At 71.9% G+C, this 17489-nt stretch carries 15 protein-coding genes and 2 tRNA genes; 14 read left to right on the top strand and 3 right to left on the bottom strand.

The genetic code is table 11. The features are described from left to right. Positions 1-90 precede the first annotated feature (90 nt). The 3 genes from rsfS to ABT154_RS32450 all read left to right on the top strand — a co-directional run bounded on the left by rsfS (position 91) and on the right by ABT154_RS32450 (position 1376). The gene (gene rsfS / locus ABT154_RS32460; protein WP_317876500.1) at positions 91-558 is read left to right on the top strand and encodes a ribosome silencing factor; all 468 of its coding nucleotides are present in this window, start codon (positions 91-93) and stop codon (positions 556-558) included. Continuing rightward, positions 555-1208 (top strand): histidine phosphatase family protein, encoded by a 654-nt coding sequence (locus ABT154_RS32455; protein WP_351861816.1) that lies wholly within the window; start codon positions 555-557, stop codon positions 1206-1208. The genes rsfS and ABT154_RS32455 overlap by 4 nt, the downstream gene beginning before the upstream one ends. Positions 1209-1303: 95 nt before the next feature. Next, positions 1304-1376, top strand: a tRNA-Ala gene (locus ABT154_RS32450). A gap of 3 nt (positions 1377-1379) precedes the next feature. On the opposite strand, the gene ABT154_RS32445 is transcribed toward ABT154_RS32450, so the two are convergent. Continuing rightward, entirely contained in the window at positions 1380-2351 is a 972-nt protein-coding gene (locus tag ABT154_RS32445) for a helix-turn-helix transcriptional regulator (RefSeq protein ID WP_351861814.1), read from the bottom strand. Between the two features lie 248 nt (positions 2352-2599). Here ABT154_RS32445 and ABT154_RS32440 point away from each other — a divergent pair, with 248 nt between their 5' ends. Beyond that, the gene (locus tag ABT154_RS32440; RefSeq protein ID WP_056559019.1) at positions 2600-2833 is read left to right on the top strand and encodes a hypothetical protein; all 234 of its coding nucleotides are present in this window, start codon (positions 2600-2602) and stop codon (positions 2831-2833) included. On the opposite strand, the gene ABT154_RS32435 is transcribed toward ABT154_RS32440, so the two are convergent. Further along, complete coding sequence (locus ABT154_RS32435) at positions 2812-4032, bottom strand: glycosyltransferase 87 family protein (RefSeq protein WP_351861751.1); 1221 nt, start codon at positions 4030-4032, stop codon at positions 2812-2814. The genes ABT154_RS32440 and ABT154_RS32435 overlap by 22 nt on opposite strands. A 123-nt stretch (positions 4033-4155) precedes the next feature. On the opposite strand from ABT154_RS32435, the gene ABT154_RS32430 reads away from it, so the two are divergent. From ABT154_RS32430 to ABT154_RS32390, 9 genes are all read left to right on the top strand, one after another. After that, a tRNA-Ala gene (locus tag ABT154_RS32430) sits at positions 4156-4228 on the top strand. A gap of 267 nt (positions 4229-4495) precedes the next feature. Beyond that, positions 4496-7393, top strand: a complete 2898-nt coding sequence (leuS, locus tag ABT154_RS32425) for a leucine--tRNA ligase (protein WP_351861749.1) — start codon at positions 4496-4498, stop codon at positions 7391-7393. 143 nt (positions 7394-7536) lie between these two features. Beyond that, positions 7537-8268 (top strand): hypothetical protein, encoded by a 732-nt coding sequence (locus tag ABT154_RS32420; RefSeq protein WP_351861748.1) that lies wholly within the window; start codon positions 7537-7539, stop codon positions 8266-8268. A gap of 114 nt (positions 8269-8382) precedes the next feature. Further along, the gene (locus tag ABT154_RS32415) at positions 8383-9228 is read left to right on the top strand and encodes a DegV family protein (RefSeq protein ID WP_351861746.1); all 846 of its coding nucleotides are present in this window, start codon (positions 8383-8385) and stop codon (positions 9226-9228) included. A gap of 504 nt (positions 9229-9732) precedes the next feature. After that, positions 9733-10389 (top strand): ComEA family DNA-binding protein, encoded by a 657-nt coding sequence (locus ABT154_RS34040; protein ID WP_502969648.1) that lies wholly within the window; start codon positions 9733-9735, stop codon positions 10387-10389. Beyond that, complete coding sequence (locus ABT154_RS32405; protein ID WP_502969647.1) at positions 10386-13004, top strand: ComEC/Rec2 family competence protein; 2619 nt, start codon at positions 10386-10388, stop codon at positions 13002-13004. The genes ABT154_RS34040 and ABT154_RS32405 overlap by 4 nt, the downstream gene beginning before the upstream one ends. Before the next feature lie 15 nt (positions 13005-13019). Beyond that, positions 13020-13640, top strand: a complete 621-nt coding sequence (locus ABT154_RS32400) for a winged helix-turn-helix domain-containing protein (protein ID WP_351861740.1) — start codon at positions 13020-13022, stop codon at positions 13638-13640. Positions 13641-13665: 25 nt separating this feature from the next. Further along, positions 13666-14937: an MFS transporter gene (locus tag ABT154_RS32395; RefSeq protein WP_502969651.1), complete on the top strand. Its 1272-nt coding sequence runs from the start codon at positions 13666-13668 to the stop codon at positions 14935-14937. 179 nt (positions 14938-15116) lie between these two features. Beyond that, complete coding sequence (locus ABT154_RS32390) at positions 15117-16007, top strand: YceI family protein (RefSeq protein ID WP_317874852.1); 891 nt, start codon at positions 15117-15119, stop codon at positions 16005-16007. Positions 16008-16068: 61 nt separating this feature from the next. Here the strand turns inward: ABT154_RS32390 and ABT154_RS32385 are convergent, their stop codons facing one another. Then, complete coding sequence (locus ABT154_RS32385) at positions 16069-16329, bottom strand: hypothetical protein (RefSeq protein WP_502969646.1); 261 nt, start codon at positions 16327-16329, stop codon at positions 16069-16071. Positions 16330-16362: 33 nt separating this feature from the next. On the opposite strand from ABT154_RS32385, the gene holA reads away from it, so the two are divergent. After that, a complete protein-coding gene (gene holA / locus ABT154_RS32380) occupies positions 16363-17352 on the top strand; it encodes a DNA polymerase III subunit delta (RefSeq protein ID WP_332434736.1) in 990 nt (329 codons plus the stop codon). Positions 17353-17489: the final 137 nt, after the last annotated feature.

The raw sequence follows: 17489 nt of genomic DNA, 5'->3' as shown, positions 1-17489 counted from the left end.
CCCTGTGGGGCGCCCCGGAAAACGTTGGCGGTGTCGTCGGCGGTCCGTGAGACCCTGGAGGGGTACTGGACCGCCGACGAAAGCCTGCTTGTGACCGCCACGGATCGTTCCATCGAACTCGTCAACGCTGCCGCTCAGGCGGCCGCCGACCGGCTCGCGCACGACATCATCGCGTACGACGTCAGCGATGTGCTGTCGATCACCGACGCCTTCCTGCTCGCCTCCGCGCCCAACGACCGCCAGGTCAAGTCGATCGTCGACGAGATCGAGGAGCGCCTGAACAAGGACCTCGGCGCCAAGCCGGTCCGCCGTGAAGGCGACCGCGACGCCCGCTGGATCCTGCTGGACTACGTCGACATCGTCGTCCACGTCCAGCACAGCGAGGAGCGGGTCTTCTACGCCCTGGAGCGGCTGTGGAAGGACTGCCCCGAGCTGCCGCTGCCCGAGGACGCGGCGAAGACCCGCGGCAAGGGTGCCGAGCACGCCGAACTCACGGGTGTCGACCTCTCCGCGCACGCCGCCGGCCTGCCCGACGGACCGGACGGTGAGCTGAGCTGAGCACCACCAAGGGCGGCACTGGCCGCCGAATCGTCCTCTGGCGCCATGGCCAGACCTCCTGGAACCTGGAGCGCCGCTTCCAGGGCTCGACCGACATCGAGCTGACGGAGACCGGTGTCGCCCAGGCGCGCCGGGCCGCCCGGCTGCTCGCCGCGCTGAAGCCGGACGCCATCGTGGCCTCCGACCTGAGGCGGGCGGCGGCCACCGCCGCCGAGCTGGCCGTGCTCACCGGCCACACCGTCAACCACGACTCAGCGCTGCGCGAGACGTACGCGGGGGAGTGGCAGGGGCTGACCCACGAGGAGATCGTGGGGCGGTACGGCGAGCAGTACGCCGCCTGGAAGCGCGGCGAGCCCGTGCGCCGGGGCGGCGGCGAGCTGGAGACCGAGGTGGCCGACCGGGCCGCCCCGGTGGTCCTGCGGCACGCCGACAAGCTCCCCGAGGACGGCACGCTCGTCGTGGTCAGCCACGGCGGCACGATCCGCACCACCATCGGCCGGCTCCTGGGCCTGGAGGCCGAGCACTGGGAGAGTCTGGGCGGCCTCTCGAACTGCTGCTGGTCGGTCCTGGGCGAGGGTGCCCGCGGCTGGCGTCTCATGGAGCACAACGCGGGCACGCTGCCCGAACCGGTCCTCGGCGACGACGACTGAGCCCCGAGACCGGCCTGCCGGACCCGGATTTCACTTTCCGGCAGGTCACAGGCTAGAGTTCTTCTTGTTCGCAGCGCAGAGCGCGAAGAACACGAGGGGCTATAGCTCAGTTGGTAGAGCGCCTGCATGGCATGCAGGAGGTCAGGAGTTCAATTCTCCTTAGCTCCACAGTCACCGAATCCCGTCCCCAGCAGGGGGCGGGATTCGTCGTTCCGGCACTTCGCACGGGGCGGCCACCTCGCAGGGGTCGGCCACCTCGCGCGGGTCCCGCACCTCGGGTGAGTCAGGCGCCTCGCGCAGGGATGCGAGCCCGAGGCGGCTCTCCTCGTCGGTGGGGGTGTAGGCCACGATCCGGCACTCCGGCATCCCGTTCACGGAGAGGGAGACCGAGGTCAACCGGACCTCGCCCACCCGCGCGTGGCGGAAGACCGTCACGCATGTCCCCGGCGGGACCACGTCACCACCGCGCCACAGCCGGGTGAACTCCGGACTGACCTCCGCGAGGCCCCGTACGAGCTCCTCCCAGGCGGGCTCGCCCACATGCCGCCCGTACGCGCCCCGCAGCCGCGCCACCATCAGCGCCAACTCCCGCTTACGGTCGGCCACCGGGCACAGGGGGCCGTCCACGCCGAACAGCGCCCACAGTGCGTTGCGTAGGGCGAACGGACCGGTGTCCGGGGTCTGTCCGTCCTGGAAGAAGAGCCGCTCGTACACGGTGTTGGTCGCGAGCACGTCGTACCGCGCGTTGTAGAGCACCGCCGGGTGCGGCTCCAGGGCGTCGAGGATGCCCTGGATCTCCGGACTCACCTCCTGGACGTCCCCGGCGGACCTCTCGGGCGCGTACGGCACCTCGGCCAGGCGGTAGAGGTGCTCGCGCTCGGGGCGGTCGAGGCGAAGGGTGCGGGCGACCGCTTCGAGCACCTGGGCGGAGGCGTTGATCGGGCGCCCCTGCTCCAGCCACGTGTACCAGGTCACGCCGACCCCGGAGAGGTGGGCGACCTCCTCGCGGCGTAACCCCGGTGTGCGGCGGCGGAGCCCGGGCGGCATCCCGACATCCTCCGGAGTCACCCGGGCCCGGCGGCTGCGCAGGAACGCGGCCAGCTCCGGCCGTCGGTGTCGCTGTGTCGGCGCTGCTGCCACGATCGTCCACCCCCATGGTCGACAACATGTCCCGTACTCAGTAAAGACGGTGGCACCGACAATCGCCCCCGCCCGCCGCTCGGGGTCGCCGGGCCGCCGCGCCGAGCACGCCGACCCTCTTGCGAGGCCATGGCAGAATCGGACGGCCGGAGGGGGACGAGGATCCGGACGGGAGGGTGACCCAAGTGCTCGGCGACAACGGCAGGGTGTCCTATGGGTGCACGGCCTGCGGCCACAGCTGGAGCTGACTGATGGGTGCACACAGGCGGAAGTGCGACTGGTGCGGCAGCGGCACGCCCATCGTGCGCGACATGGAACCCGTCAACCCGGGGTTCCAGTACTGGTGTGAGGAGTGCGCGCGGGCGCTGATCATAAAAGGCGACCCCATCGAGACGTACCGCGAACTCGAGGGGGAGCCGATCTACGGCCGGCTCCTCGACGAGCACTGCACCCTCAAGCGGTTCTACTCCTTCGCCACGGCCTGACGCCGCAGCGTCAGCGCGTACCCCACGAGCAGCGCCGTCGCCGTCAGCGGGTAGACGGCCGACAGCAGCATTTGCCCCGCGTTCTGGTCCAGTTCGGGCCGGCCCGGGTCGTGCGGAACCCACCACAGTGCGAACGAGGCGAAGACCAGGGCCACCGTCCCCGTCACCGCCCACGCGCGCGTGGCGCGGTCCGCGAGCAGGATCAGCAGCGGCACGCACCAGACCCAGTGGTGGGACCACGAGATCGGGCTGATCATCAGCGCCGTGAACGCGCAGACGACCACCGCCACCGCCTTGTCGCCGCGCACCGCGGCCCGCACCGCGAGCACCATCGCCAGGCCGCCCAGGACCGCCGCGGTCACCGCCCACCACATGCCCGGGTCGTCCGTGTGCATCAGCCGGGCCAGGACTCCGCGGATCGACTGGTTGGCGGTCTCCTCGGCGAAGCCGACCCGGCCGGTCTCGAACAGGGTCTCCGTCCAGAAGCGCTTGGAGTCCGCCGGCAGCACGAGCGCCACGGCCAGCGTCGTCCCGAGGAACACCCCGGTCGCCGTCACCGCCGTCCGCAGCCACTGGTTCCAGACCCGGTCCCGGCGCCACAGCAGCAGCCCCGCGACCAGCAGCAGGACCACGAAGAGGCCCGGTGTGAGTTTCACCGCGGTCGCCAGGCCGATGCCCAGGCCTGCCCAGCGGTTGACCTCACGGCGCGTGAGGTCCCAGAGCACGGCCACGGCTATGAGCAGGTTGATCTGCCCGTACCGCAGGGTCGTCCACACCGGCTCGCACCAGACCACCACCGCCGCGACCCACAGTGTCGTACGCCACAGATCCGTGCGGGACAGCGACGGGCGGACCAGCTGGAGCGAGAGCTGCACCAGCGCGACCACCAGGAGCAGGTTCCCCGCGGTGGTGAGCGTCCGCATCAGCGGCACCCCCACCAGGGTCAGCGGGACGAACAGCAGCGCGGCGAAGGGCGGATAGGTCATGCCGAGGTTCGCCGAGGTGGCGCGCATCGCGTAGAGGTCGCCGCCGGCCCGGACCGTCTCCCCCTCGGCCCGGTAGACCATCACGTCGAGCATGTTCACGTGGGCGAGGCGTTGCGCCACCCAGAAGGCCGCGAACGAGAGCAGACAGACCGCCGCGGCGGTGGCCAGGGGCCACGGCCGGGCGCGGGTTTTGGAGAGCACGGAGACGGACACAGTCGGCGACCCTACCCGGCAGGTCAGAAGGGTCCGGAGAATCGATTTGGAGATCTGCCGGGGAGCCGGTTAATGTTCTGTCTGTCGCCGCGAGGGAAACCAAGACGGAGACGGGAACAGCAAGGGGCTATAGCTCAGTTGGTAGAGCGCCTGCATGGCATGCAGGAGGTCAGGAGTTCAATTCTCCTTAGCTCCACATAAAAGAAAGCGGACCACCCGGATCGGGTGGTCCGCTTCTTCGTGTGTCCGCACTCGGAACGCCGGTGCGGCCCGTACGGGCCCTGCGGTACCCTGGCGCCATGCGTGCCGTACGCCTTCTGCTTACCGAGCCGCGCTGATCAGTCCCGACGGATGACAGACATCTGTCGGAGTCGGCGCGGCGTCCCCTCCTGTGCGAGGGGATTTTTCATTTCACGGCAGTCCGTGGCAGTGGGCAGAGACGATCGATGGAGCTTCAAGGACCATGACCGAGATCAATACGGCCGCCGAGACGGCGGCCCCGCATCGCTACACGGCGGCCATGGCCGCCGACATCGAGGCACGCTGGCAGGACTTCTGGGACGCCGAGGGCACCTACGAGGTCCCGAACCCCACCGGTGACCTGGCGGGCGACCCCGAGGTCGCCGCCCGGCCCAAGAAGTTCATCATGGACATGTTCCCGTACCCCTCGGGTGCGGGCCTGCACGTCGGCCACCCGCTCGGCTACATCGCCACGGACGTCTTCGCCCGCCACGCGCGCATGACCGGCCACAACGTGCTGCACACCCTGGGCTTCGACGCCTTCGGCCTGCCGGCCGAGCAGTACGCCGTGCAGACGGGCACGCACCCGCGCGTGTCCACCGAGGCCAACATGGAGAACATGAAGGTCCAGCTGCGCCGGCTGGGCCTGGGCCACGACAAGCGCCGGTCGTTCGCCACGATCGACCCGGAGTACTACCGCTGGACCCAGTGGATCTTCCTGCAGATCTTCAACTCCTGGTACGACGACGAGGCCGGCAAGGCCCGTCCGATCGCCGAGCTGATCGAGCAGTTCGAGAACGGCACCCGTGAGGTCCCCGGCACGCGCGCGTGGAGCGAGCTGAGCGCCGCCGAGCGCTCCGAGGTCCTGGGCGAGTACCGCCTGGCGTACGCCTCCGACGCGCCCGTCAACTGGTGCCCCGGCCTGGGCACGGTCCTGGCCAACGAGGAGGTCACCGCCGACGGTCGCTCCGAGCGCGGCAACTTCCCCGTCTTCAAGTCCAAGCTGCGCCAGTGGAACATGCGGATCACCGCCTACGCGGACCGCCTGCTGGACGACCTGGACGCGCTGGACTGGCCCGAGGCCATCAAGCTGCAGCAGCGCAACTGGATCGGCCGCTCCGAGGGCGCCCGCGTCGACTTCCAGGTCGGCGACACCGGCGCCATCACCGTCTTCACCACCCGCCAGGACACCCTGTTCGGCGCCACCTACATGGTCCTGGCGCCCGAGCACGACCTGATCGAGAAGATCGTCCCTGCGGTCTGGCCCGAGGGCACCCACGACGTGTGGACCGGCGGTCACGCCACCCCGTCCGAGGCCGTCGACGCCTACCGCAAGCAGGCCGCCTCCAAGTCCGACGTCGAGCGCCAGGCCGACGCCAAGGAGAAGACCGGCGTCTTCACCGGCGCGTACGCGACCAACCCGGTCAGCGGCGAGCAGGTCCCGGTCTTCATCGCCGACTACGTCCTGATGGGCTACGGCACCGGCGCCATCATGGCCGTCCCGGCGCACGACAGCCGCGACTTCGCCTTCGCGCGCGCCTTCGAGCTGCCGATGCGCTGCGTCGTGGATCCGAGCACGGCGTCCGACAGCGGCTCCGCCGCGGACCGCGGCACCGACCCCTCGACCTGGGACGAGGCCTTCTCCTCGTACGAGGCGAAGCTGGTCAACTCCTCGAACGAGGACATCTCCCTGGACGGTCTGGACGTCGTCGACGCCAAGGAGAAGATCACCGCCTGGCTGACCGACCGGGGCATCGGCGAGGGCACGGTCAACTTCCGGCTGCGCGACTGGCTGTTCAGCCGCCAGCGGTACTGGGGCGAGCCCTTCCCGATCGTCTACGACGAGGACGGCGTCGCCCACTCGCTGCCCGAGTCGATGCTGCCGCTGGAGCTGCCGGAGGTCGAGGACTACTCGCCGCGCACCTTCGACCCGGAGGACGCGGACACCCAGCCGGAGACCCCGCTGTCCCGCAACGAGGACTGGGTCAACGTCACCCTGGACCTGGGTGACGGCGCCGGTCCGCGCCGCTACCGCCGCGAGACCAACACCATGCCCAACTGGGCCGGTTCCTGCTGGTACGAGCTGCGCTACCTGGACCCGCACAACGACGAGAAGCTGGTCGACCCGGCCGTCGAGCAGTACTGGATGGGCCCCCGCGAGGGCATGCCGACCGGTGGCGTCGACCTGTACGTCGGCGGCGCCGAGCACGCCGTGCTGCACCTGCTGTACGCGCGGTTCTGGTCCAAGATGCTGTTCGACCTGGGCCACATCTCCTCGGCCGAGCCGTTCCACAAGCTGTACAACCAGGGCATGATCCAGGCCTTCGTCTACCGGGACGAGCGCGGGATCGCCGTGCCGGCGGCCGAGGTCGAGGAGCGCGACGGCGGCTTCTGGTACCAGGGCGAGAAGGTCAGCCGCGTCCTGGGCAAGATGGGCAAGTCCCTGAAGAACGCCGTGACGCCGGACGAGATCTGCTCCGAGTACGGCGCCGACACCCTGCGCCTGTACGAGATGGCGATGGGCCCGCTGGACGTGTCCCGTCCCTGGGACACGCGCGCGGTGATCGGCCAGTACCGGCTGCTGCAGCGGCTGTGGCGCAACGTCGTCGACGAGACGACCGGCGAGGTCACCGTCGTCGACGACGCGCCCGACGAGGACACGCTGCGCGCGCTGCACAAGGCGATCGACGGTGTCTCCCAGGACATGGTCGCGATGCGCTTCAACACCGCCATCGCCAAGATCACCGAGCTGAACAACCACCTGACGAAGACGGGCGGCGCGCTGTCCCGGTCGGTCGCCGAGCAGCTGGTGCTGCTGGTCGCCCCGCTGGCCCCGCACATCACCGAGGAGCTGTGGCGCCGGCTGGGCCACACCGACTCGGTCGTCCACCAGGGCTTCCCGGTGGCCGACCCGGCGTACGTCGTCGACGAGACCGTGACCTGCGTCGTGCAGATCAAGGGCAAGGTCAGGGCCCGTCTGGAGGTCTCGCCGTCGATCACCGACGCGGACCTGGAGGCGCTGGCGCTGGGCGACCCGCACGTGGTCGCGGCGCTGGGCGGAGCGGAGATCCGCAAGGTGATCGTGCGGGCGCCGAAGCTGGTCAACATCGTCGCGGGCTGACGACACGGTCGCCGTCCCGACGGGAACATAGGGGTTTCCCCTACGGGCAGGTTGGGGGTTCCGAAGGAACCCCTGGCCTGCCCGTTCCGTTTACGGTGGAGGGACCACATACGTGGGAACCGACGGACGCCGGAGGGGCACACATGGAAGCCACGATTATCACGATCATGGCGCTGCTCTTCTTGTCGTTCGTGGCGCTCGGTGTCTTCGTCACCGTGAAGGCGGTCAAGGCCGCCAAACGCGGGGTCGACCGCACGATCGACCAGGCGCGGCGCACGGTCGAGGACACCACGCTGCGAGCCAAGAGCTTCGGCCAGACAGGGGTCCCGGGTGAGCTGGCCAGACTCCGGCTCTCGCTGCGCACCTCCATGCGGGCCACACAGGAGGCGCTCCAGGCGGGTGTCGGCGAGGACGCCTCGCTGAAGGAGTCGCTGGACCTGTTCCGTCGGCTCAGCGGGCACGGGCTGGAACTGGACGACGACCTCAGGCGCCTTGAGCGGGAGCCCGACCGGGCATGGGTGGCCGGGCAGCTCCCCGAACTCGCCGCGCGAACCGAACGGATCACGAGCTCGGCCGACGCGCTGCGCCGCGCCGCCCGGGACCGAGCCCTGAAGTTCGCCGAGGACGACCTGTCGTCGCTGAGCGACCAGATCGACGTCGAAGCGGGGGCACTGCGCCACTGGACCCGCCCGGAGAGCGCGCCGCGTGCGGCGGCGGGCACCGACGAATTCAGGGCCGCGCCGTCCGGGCAGGCCGGGACGGCCGGGCAGCCCGGGCATGCGGCCGGTGGTGAGCGGTCCGCGATCACGGCGCCCGATCCGCGTCGGACCGCCTACCCCTGGGAGAAGTCGGCCCGCCCCGAGACCACCACCTGACGGCACCGGGGCGGAGGACCGGAGCCCGTAGGCGGGCGTCCGGACGGACGCTCGACGTGTCGCCGGTGGGGGCCGGGCTGCCGTGCGGCGGTCTCGGCGGGTAACCTCCCGCTCATGTCCCGGCATGTCGCGATCGTCACCGATTCCACGGCCTACCTGCCACGCCAGACGAGGGAGCGGCACGCGATCACCACGGTCCCGCTGACCGTCGTCATCGGCGACCGCGCCTTGGAGGAAGGCACCGAGATCTCGGCCAAGGCCCTCGCCGAGGCCCTGCAGAAGAAGCGCTCCGTCACCACCTCGCGGCCGAGCCCCGAGGTCTTCGCCGAGGCCTACCGCGACGCCGCCGAGGCCGGGGCGACGGGCGTCGTCTCGCTCCATCTGTCCGCCGAGGTCTCCGGGACCTACGACGCCGCCGTGCTCGCGGCGAAGGACGCGCCGCTGCCCGTGCGCGTGGTGGACACCCGGATGATGGGGATGGCACTCGGCTTCTGCGCCCTGGAGGCGGCGCGGATCGCGGAGGCCGGCGGTTCGCTCGACGAAGCCGTCGCGGCTGCCGAGAAGCGCGCCGCGGGGACCTCCGCCTACTTCTACGTCGACACCCTGGACTATCTGCGCCGGGGCGGACGCATCGGGACCGCGCAGGCGCTGCTCGGCTCCGCGCTCGCGGTGAAGCCGCTCCTCGAACTCGACGGCGGGCGGATCGAGCTGAGGGAGAAGGTGCGCACGGCCTCGAAGGCCATCGCGCGCCTGGAGGAGATCGCGGTGGAACGGGCCGGTTCCGGCGACGTCGACATCGCGGTCCACCACCTCTCCGCCCCGGAACGGGCCGCGGCGCTCGCGGACCGGCTCAGGGAGCGTGTGCCGGGGATGGCGGAGATCCAGGTCAGCGAGGTGGGAGCGGTCATCGGCGCGCACACCGGGCCCGGGCTGCTCGCGGTCGTCGTCTCGCCGCGCTGAGAACCGTCACTCGGGGGAGTGACGGAGTTTTCCACAGCCGGACCCCTGTCCACGGAACCTCGTAGGGCCCCGCACGGTGCGGTCGCGATGCTTAGCGTCATCCGCATGACTCTTCGTACACGTACGGCATCGACCACTCCGCGCACCATGGGCACGAGGGGTGCTCCGACGAGCGGACCCGGCAGGGCGGCGGGTTCCGACGGGCGGAGCCGCCCCGGAGCGCGCGGAGCGTCTCCCGGGCGGGGCGGTAGGCGGGCCAGGGTTGGGAGGACGGCCACGGGGATTGCCGGGGCGGGGGTACGGCGCCGGGGCGACGCGCTGTTTCCTGGAGCTGCGGGGGCGGGCGCGCCGTCCGTGGTGCCGGTGCCGGTGCCGGTGCCGGTTCAGGTGGGGGTGGACGGCGGTGCGGTGGTGCCGGAGGTGCCCGAGGCGTTTGAACGGGGGTCGCCGCCCAGGGCTCGGGGGCGGCTGGCGGAAGCGTTGCGCGAACGGATGCCGGTGTGGGTGCAGACGCGTTGTGGGCTCGACCCCAGGTCGCTGGCCGCGGTGGTGGTGGTCCTGGTCGTCGCCGCGGGGCTCGCGGGCGGCTACTTCTGGACGGGTCGGCCGGAGCCGGTGCGCGCTCCCGAACTCGTGCGGGCCGCGCCCGCGCCCGGACCTCGGGCCGGGACGAGGACAGGCACGGGGATAGGGACGGAGCCTCCTCGCGGTCCGGGTGCCGCGTCGAGCGGGGCGAGGGTGATCGTCGATGTCGGTGGGAAGGTGCGCAGGCCAGGGGTGCTGACGCTGCCCGTGGGCTCGCGGGTGGCGGACGCCCTGCGTGCGGCGGGCGGGGCGAAGCCGGGCGCCGATCTCACCGGGCTCAACCGGGCCCGTGTCCTCTCCGACGGCGAGCAGGTGCTGGTCGGGCTGCCGGGGATGGCGGCGGGCGGTCCCGGCCCCGGGAGTGCGGGCGGAGGCGGGCCGGGAGTGCCGTTGAGTCTGAACACCGCCACGGCGGAGCAGCTCGACACCCTTCCCGGGGTCGGTCCCGTCCTCGCCCGGCACATCGTCGACCATCGGACGGAGCACGGCGGTTTCCGGTCGGTCGGGGAGCTGCGGGAGGTCAACGGCATCGGTGAACGCCGGTTCGCCGACCTCGAACCCCTGGTCCGGCCGTGAGGGGCCGGGAGGGGACGGCCGGTGAGCCGGAGAGCTGCGGGTCCGAGGGGAAGCGCCGGGCCGCCGGGTGGGAGGAAGGGCCCGTGGATCTCCGGCTCGTTCCGCTCGCGGTGGCGGCGTGGGCGGCGGCGGCCTGCGCGCTCGGTGCCACCGGGTGGTGGACGATCGGCGGGGTCGCGGTCTGTCTGGTGGTGGCCGTCGGTCTGCTGGTGCCGGGGGTGGCCGTGAGGTTCGGTGGCGGGGAGGCCCGCTGGGGTGGCCCGGAGGGGGATTCCGGAGCGCCTCTCGGGGGCGGCTGGGCCGGGGTGGCCGCGGGCGCTCGTCGGTGGTCGGGTTCGCCGGGGTGGAGGTTGCGGGCGACCGCGTGTGCCGGAGCCCTGCTGTGCGCCGCCGCCGGGGCGACCTCGGCGGGACTGCACGCGGCGGATCTGCGGCGCGGTCCCGTTCCGGTGCTGGCGGAGGAGTCGGCGCGGGTGTGGCTGGAGGTGACGGTGGCCTCCGATCCGAGGCTCACCCGGCCCCGGGTGCGGGGCAGCGCGACGGTCCCGGTCTCGGTCGTCCTGGACGGGGTGGTCACCAGGGCCGAGCGGTCCGACGGCACGGCCCATCGGACCAGGGCCCCGGTCCTGCTGATCGTGCCGCCGGGGGAGGGGCGGGAGGAGTGGTTACGGCTCGTGCCGTCGACCCGGCTGAGGGTCGGTGGGAGGCTCGCGCCGCCGGCGCGGCCGGACGATCCGTTCGCCGCGGTGCTCAAGGTCGACGGCGCAGCAGCGCCTCGGATCATCGGGCCACCGAGCGCGCTGCAACGGACGGCGGGGGAGTTGCGCGCGGGACTGCGGCGGGCGACCGAGGGGCTGCCACCGGATGCGCGGGCCCTGTTGCCCGGCCTGGTCGTGGGCGACACGTCCAGGGTCGAGCCCGAACTGCGGGACGCCTTCCAGGCGACGGACCTCACCCATCTGCTTGCCGTGTCGGGAAGCAACCTCTCCATCGTGCTGCTTCTGCTCGTGGGGCGCCCTGGGCGGGCCCACCTGGTGGAGCGGGGCGGGCTCGCGCCTCGGCTGGGGCTTTCGCTGCGGGGTACGGCCTTGGCCGGGGGAGCGCTGACGCTGGCGTTCGTGGTCGTCTGCCGGCCCGATCCGAGCGTGTTGCGGGCGGCGGCCTGCGGGTTCGTGGTGCTGCTCGCGATCGGGACCGGCCGACGGAGATCGTTGGTTCCGGCGCTGGCCGCCGCCGTCCTGGCGCTGGTGCTCTACGACCCCTGGCTGGCCCGGAGTTACGGATTCCTGCTCTCGGTCCTGGCCACCGGTGCCCTGCTCATGGTCGCCCCGGGGTGGAGTGAGGGGCTACGGCGGCGAGGGGTGCCCGGTGGGCTCGCGGAAGCCCTCGCGGCCTCACTGGCGGCGCAGGCGGCCTGCGCCCCGGTCGTGGTGGTCTTCGCCGCGCGGGTGAGTCTGGTCGCGATTCCGGCGAACCTGTTCGCCGAGCTCGCGGTGGCGCCCGCGACGGTGCTCGGATTCGCCACGCTCGCCCTGGCGGCGGTGTGGGCCCCGGCGGCGGAGTGGGTCGCCTGGCTGGCGGGGTGGCCCGCCGGTTGGATCGCGCGGGTGGCCCGTACGGGCGCCGCCCTTCCCGGGGCGGAACTGAGCTGGCCCGGCGGGTGGTGGGGCGGCCTCGCCCTGGCGCTGCTCACGGCCGTGGTCGTGCTCGGTGCGCGCAGACTGCCGCACCGGGGGCCGATCGGTGTGCTGGTCGTCGTGGTGCTCCTCCTCGTGGTGGTGCGGCCGGCGCCGCTGACCCGGTGGGCCACCGGATGGCCGCCGCCGGGCTGGGTGTACGCGATGTGCCAGGTGGGGCAGGGGGACGCGACGGTGCTCGCGGCGGGCGGGGACGCGGGTGTCGTGGTGGACGCGGGACCGGATCCGGAGGCGGTGGACCGGTGCTTGCGCGAACTCGGTGTCAGGAGCGTGCCGTTGCTGCTGCTCACCCATTTCCACGCGGACCACGTGGCCGGGCTGCCGGGGGTGCTGCGCGGGCGGGCGGTGGGGGCGATCCAGACGACGGGGCTGGAGGAGCCGCCCGGCCAGGCCGCGTTCGTACGGCGGGCGGCGGCGACCGCGCGTGTGCCGCTGATCCGCGCGGGGCCGGGGGAGCAGCGGCGGGCCGGGGCCCTGGAATGGCGGGTGCTCTGGCCGGAGGCGGGAGCGGTGGCAGGGGATTCCGGCGCCGGGGCGAACGACGCCAGTGTCACCCTGCTCGTCCGGGCGGCCGGAGGGCTGACCCTGCTGCTGCTCGGTGATCTGGAGCCACCGGCGCAGCGGGCGTTGCTGCGGGCCCATCCGGACCTCGGGCCGGTGGACGTGCTCAAGGTCGCCCACCACGGTTCGGCCCACCAGGACCCGGGGCTGATACGGGCGGTGCGCCCGAGGCTTGCGTTGGTCTCGTCCGGGCCGGACAACCCGTACGGGCACCCTTCGCCCCGGACTCTGGACCTGCTGAGGGCCGGTGGGGCGCGAGTGCTGCGGACCGATCGGGACGGGGCGGTCGCGGTGGTGGGAGCGGGGCCGGGCCTCGTGGCCGTACCGAGAGCCATCCTTGTAAAGGAGTCTTTCTAAAGATATCTTTACATCATGTCGGAGAACAGTGATCCACGGCCCGAGGGTGAGCAGCCCCGCAGTATTCGGCTCACCGACCCGCGCGCACTCCGCGCGTACGCCCACCCCCTGCGGATGTCCCTGGTGGGGCTGCTCCGCACCAGCGGACCGTTCACCGCCACCCGGGCGGCCGAGCTGACCGGGGAGTCCGTCGCCAGCTGCTCCTACCACCTGCGGATACTCGCCAAGTACGGGCTGGTGGAGGAGGCGCCGGGGGGCAAGGGCCGGGAGAAGCCCTGGCGGGCCACGGCCCGGTACACGGAGTGGCCGGAGTACAGCGAGGACGCGGCGGTCACGGAAGCGGCCGACGCGCTGGGCGCGGCGATCGTCGAGCGCTACTTCGAGCGGGTCACCCGGGCCATGGAGGGTCGGCACCGGCTGCCGAGAAAGTGGCGGGAGGCCGAGCAGTTCGGCGACCGCGTGCTCCACCTCACCCCCGAGGAACTGGCCGGGATCGGGGAGCGCATCGACGACCTGTTCCGGCCCTACGAGACGCGTGCCGCCGACCCGTCCCTCCGGCCGGAGGGCTCGCGGCCCGTCACCGTCCTGCAGATCGCCTACCTGGACCAGGACGTACCCGAAAGCGATGAGGAGTGAGAGGGGAGTGGGATCAGTGGGAGGAGTGAAGCGTATGGGCCTCGTGGGCCGGGTGCCGCCGTTGCTGCGCGAGCGGACCTTCCGTCGGTACTGGACAGGGCAGACCATCTCGCTCGCCGGTGATCAGATATCGCTCATGGCGATCCCGCTCGCCGCCGTGCTGGTCCTCGGCGCCGACGCCGCCGCGATGGGCTGGCTCAAGGCCGCCGAACTCCTGCCCGCGCTCCTGTTCAACCTGCCCTTCGGCGCCTGGGCCGACCGGCAGGCCGGCCGCAGGCGTGCCATGATCGCGACCGACCTCGGGCGGGCGGCACTGGTGCTGTCCCTCCCCGTGGCCTACGCGCTCGACGCCCTGACGCTCACCCAGCTCTACGTGGTGGCCTTCGGGGTCGGCGCGCTCACCGTGCTCTTCGAGGTCTGCAACGCCACGCTCTTCGTGGCGCTGGTGCCCACCGAGCGCTATGTGCAGGCGAACTCGCTGGTCAACGGCAGCCGTTCGACTGCCTGGCTCGCGGGGCCCGGGGTCGGCGGCCTTCTGGTGCAGTTCCTCACCGCTCCGTTCGCCCTGGTCGCGGACGCCCTCACGTACCTGGTGTCGGCCGGGTACCTGGCCCGGATCGCCCCGGTCGAGCCTTCGCCCGCGCCCGTCACCAAGGGGCACTTCACCGAGGGGATGCGCTGGGTGCTCCGGGAGCGTTCGATGCGCGCGCTGTTCTCCGCCTCCGGGACGGTGCAGTTCTTCAACTTCATGTTCCACACGCTCTTCGTGCTCTACGCGACCACCGAACTCGGCCTCGGGGCGGGGCTGCTCGGCCTGGTGCTCGCGACCGGCGCCGTGGGTGGTCTCCTCGGGGCGGTGTGGAGCGGAGCGGTCGTCCGGCGGATCGGTATCGGCGGCTCGCTCGTCGTCGGCTTCCTCGGGTTCACGCTGCCGCTGCTCCTGATACCCCTGGCCGGCGGTCCACGGACGCTGGTGGTGTTCGTGCTGTTCCTGGCGGAGTTCCTCTCCTGCGTCGGCGTGATGATCGTGGACGTGGCGGTGGGATCGTTCCTGATGGCGCTGATACCCGACGCCGTGCGGGCCCGGGTCATGGGCGCCTTCCGGACGCTCAACCATGGCTTCCGCCCGCTCGGCGCGCTCGTCGGAGGGCTGCTCGGCACCGCGATCGGACTGCGGCCGACGCTCTGGATCGCCACGGTCGGGGCCGTCTTCGCCGTGTTGTGGCTGTTGCCCTCGCCGCTGCCGTGGATGCGGGAGCTGCCGGAGCGGGAAGGGGAGTCGGCGCCGGTCGCGTAGGTGCGGGGAGGTGCGTGCTTCTGCGCGGGTCGGGACCAGTGATCGGGTGAATTGGAATTTCCGATTCGAACCCTCGGTAACACTTGCTGCACGCTTGCCCGGTTTGCCTAGAACGTGTGGGCGGTGATCGAATGCAATTTCGTTGCACAATGAACGAGTCGCACGGGGGTGCGTGAAGAATGTTCGATCGTCTCTTCGGGAAGCGTGCGGCGGGCGCCGCCCGGGGCGGTCCGCTCGCCGGTCTCGCCGTACCCGCCTCTGCGGGAATGCTGAGCTGCCGGGTGCTCGACCCGGTGCACGAACCGGTCCGGCAGGCCGAGTTCGTCGTCAGCGACGCCGCGGGGCGCAAGGTGCTCGCCGGGGAGACCGACCCGTACGGCACGGCGCTCGCGACCGTACCGGCGGGCGAGTACCGGCTCGCGATCACCGCCGAGGGCTACACGCCGCACCACGGCACCGCCGTCGTCGCCGAGGGCGGCCACGCCGGGCTCGGTGACGTCCTGCTCCAGATCGCCCCGCAGCCCCCGCTCCCCGAGGCGGGCGACTGGGAGATCGACCCGACGCACTCGCAGATCGGGTTCACCGCGCGCCATATCGGCCTGGCCCGGATCCACGGCCGGTTCAACAGCTTCGCGGGCGCGGTGCGGATCGGTGAGCGGATGGAGCAGTCGGCGATGCACGTCGTCATCGACGCCGCGTCCATCGACACCGGGGTGCAGATGCGCGACGACCACCTGCGGTCCGGTGACTTCCTCGACGTCGGCGCCTATCCCACGCTGGAGTTCTTCAGCGAGCGCTTCACGCACAGGGGCGGCAACCGGTGGGCCGTCACCGGCGCGCTCACCCTGCACGGCGTGAGCCGCACGGTGACGCTCGACACCCAGTACCTGGGTCTCGGGAGCGGGCTGGAGGGCGAGACCCGCGGTGCCTGCCGGGCCAGCACCGAACTCCACCGGGAGGACTTCACCCTCACCTGGCAGACCCTGCTCGCGCGGGGGATCGCGGCCGTGGGATCGAGCATCAGCATCGAGCTCGACATCCAGATCGTTCCGAAGTCGACGCGGGGCTGACGGGCGGGCGCCGCCCGGGGCGGGGCCGTTGGCCGGTCCTGTGGGTGTCCCCGCGTGTGTCTTACGGGGCCTCCAGCCAGCCCTCGTACTCGGCGGCCAGCTCGTCGAGGGCGACCGGGTCCAGCCTGCCGTGCGGATCCTCGACCACCACCAGCCACTGGGCGTCCTCCGCGTCGTCCTCCCCGGCCAGGGAGTCCCTTACGAGCTGAGGTTCCTCCGCCAGGCCGAAACGGTCGGGGAGTTCGCCCGCGACCTCTTCGGCGGCGTCGCGGTCGGGGAGTACCAGTACGTGTCGTTCGCTCACCCCGCCATTCTCGGGCATGGGTGTCAGTGGCCCGTGGGATGCTGGATCGCGATGGCCACCAGAAAGACTTCCCCCGAAGAACTCCTCGGTCCCGTGACGCTCGCCGTGGGGCAGGAGGACCTGCTCCTCGACCGTGTCGTCCAGGAGGTGGTGGCGGCAGCCCGCGCCGCCGACGCCGACACGGACGTGCGCGACCTGATGTCCGACCAGCTCCAGCCCGGGACGCTCGCCGAGCTCACCAGCCCCTCGCTCTTCGCCGAGCGGAAGGTCCTGGTCGTGCGGAACGCCCAGGATCTCGCCGCCGACACGGTCAAGGACATCAAGGCTTACCTCGACGATCCGATCGAGGACATCTCGCTCGTCCTGCTTCACGCGGGTGGCGCCAAGGGCAAGGGGCTGCTCGACGCCGCGCGGAAGGCGGGGGCGCGGGAGGTGGCCTGCCCGAAGACCACCAAGCCGGCGGAGCGGCTGACGTTCGTACGGCAGGAGTTCCGGGCGCTGGGGCGGTCGGCCACGCCGGAGGCCTGCCAGGCGCTCGTGGACTCGATCGGCAGCGACCTGCGGGAGCTCGCGTCCGCGGCGGCGCAGCTCACGGCCGACGTGGACGGGACGATCGACGAGGCCGTCGTCGGGCGGTACTACACGGGGCGCGCCGAGGCGTCCTCCTTCAACGTCGCGGACCGCGCCGTCGAGGGGCGGGCGGCGGAGGCGCTGGAGGCGTTGCGCTGGTCGCTCTCGACCGGGGTCGCGCCGGTGCTCATCACCAGTGCGCTCGCGCAGGGTGTACGGGCGATCGGCAAACTGTCCTCGGCGAGGGGCGGGCGACCCGCCGACCTCGCCCGGGAGCTGGGGATGCCGCCCTGGAAGATCGACCGCGTACGGCAGCAGATGCGGGGCTGGACCCCGGACGGGGTGTCGCTCGCGCTGCGGGCGATCGCGGAGGCGGACGCGGGGGTGAAGGGCGGCGGGGACGACCCGGAATACGCCCTGGAGAAGGCGGTGGTCGCGGTGGCGCGGGCGGCGAGGATGCGGCGGGGGTAGGGGCGGGGGTGTCTGCGGGTCGGCGATTGTGGGTGGGCCGGGCCATTTGAATGACTATTCCCCTCGCCTGTGGACAACTTTCGACGCCCGTCACGACGTCGGGGCATTCTCACCGGGACGGCGAAAGAGCCGCTGTC

It is taken from the genome of Streptomyces sp. NPDC001728, from assembly GCF_040297565.1.
Lineage (GTDB): Bacteria > Actinomycetota > Actinomycetes > Streptomycetales > Streptomycetaceae > Streptomyces.
Note: the sequence above shows the minus strand (reverse complement) of the source record. Positions and strands in the feature narration are given on the sequence as shown.

Bases quoted from the DNA above. Each gene is read 5' to 3' on its own strand.
- ABT154_RS32440 (WP_056559019.1), top strand. From the start codon at position 2,600: ATGGGTGCACACAGGCGGAAGTGCGACTGGTGCGGCAGCGGCACGCCC.
- leuS (WP_351861749.1), top strand. From the start codon at position 4,496: ATGACCGAGATCAATACGGCCGCCGAGACGGCGGCCCCGCATCGCTAC.
- ABT154_RS32420 (WP_351861748.1), top strand. From the start codon at position 7,537: ATGGAAGCCACGATTATCACGATCATGGCGCTGCTCTTCTTGTCGTTC.
- ABT154_RS32415 (WP_351861746.1), top strand. From the start codon at position 8,383: ATGTCCCGGCATGTCGCGATCGTCACCGATTCCACGGCCTACCTGCCA.
- ABT154_RS32400 (WP_351861740.1), top strand. From the start codon at position 13,020: ATGTCGGAGAACAGTGATCCACGGCCCGAGGGTGAGCAGCCCCGCAGT.
- ABT154_RS32390 (WP_317874852.1), top strand. From the start codon at position 15,117: ATGTTCGATCGTCTCTTCGGGAAGCGTGCGGCGGGCGCCGCCCGGGGC.
- ABT154_RS32385 (WP_502969646.1), bottom strand. From the start codon at position 16,329: ATGCCCGAGAATGGCGGGGTGAGCGAACGACACGTACTGGTACTCCCC.
- holA (WP_332434736.1), top strand. From the start codon at position 16,363: ATGGCCACCAGAAAGACTTCCCCCGAAGAACTCCTCGGTCCCGTGACG.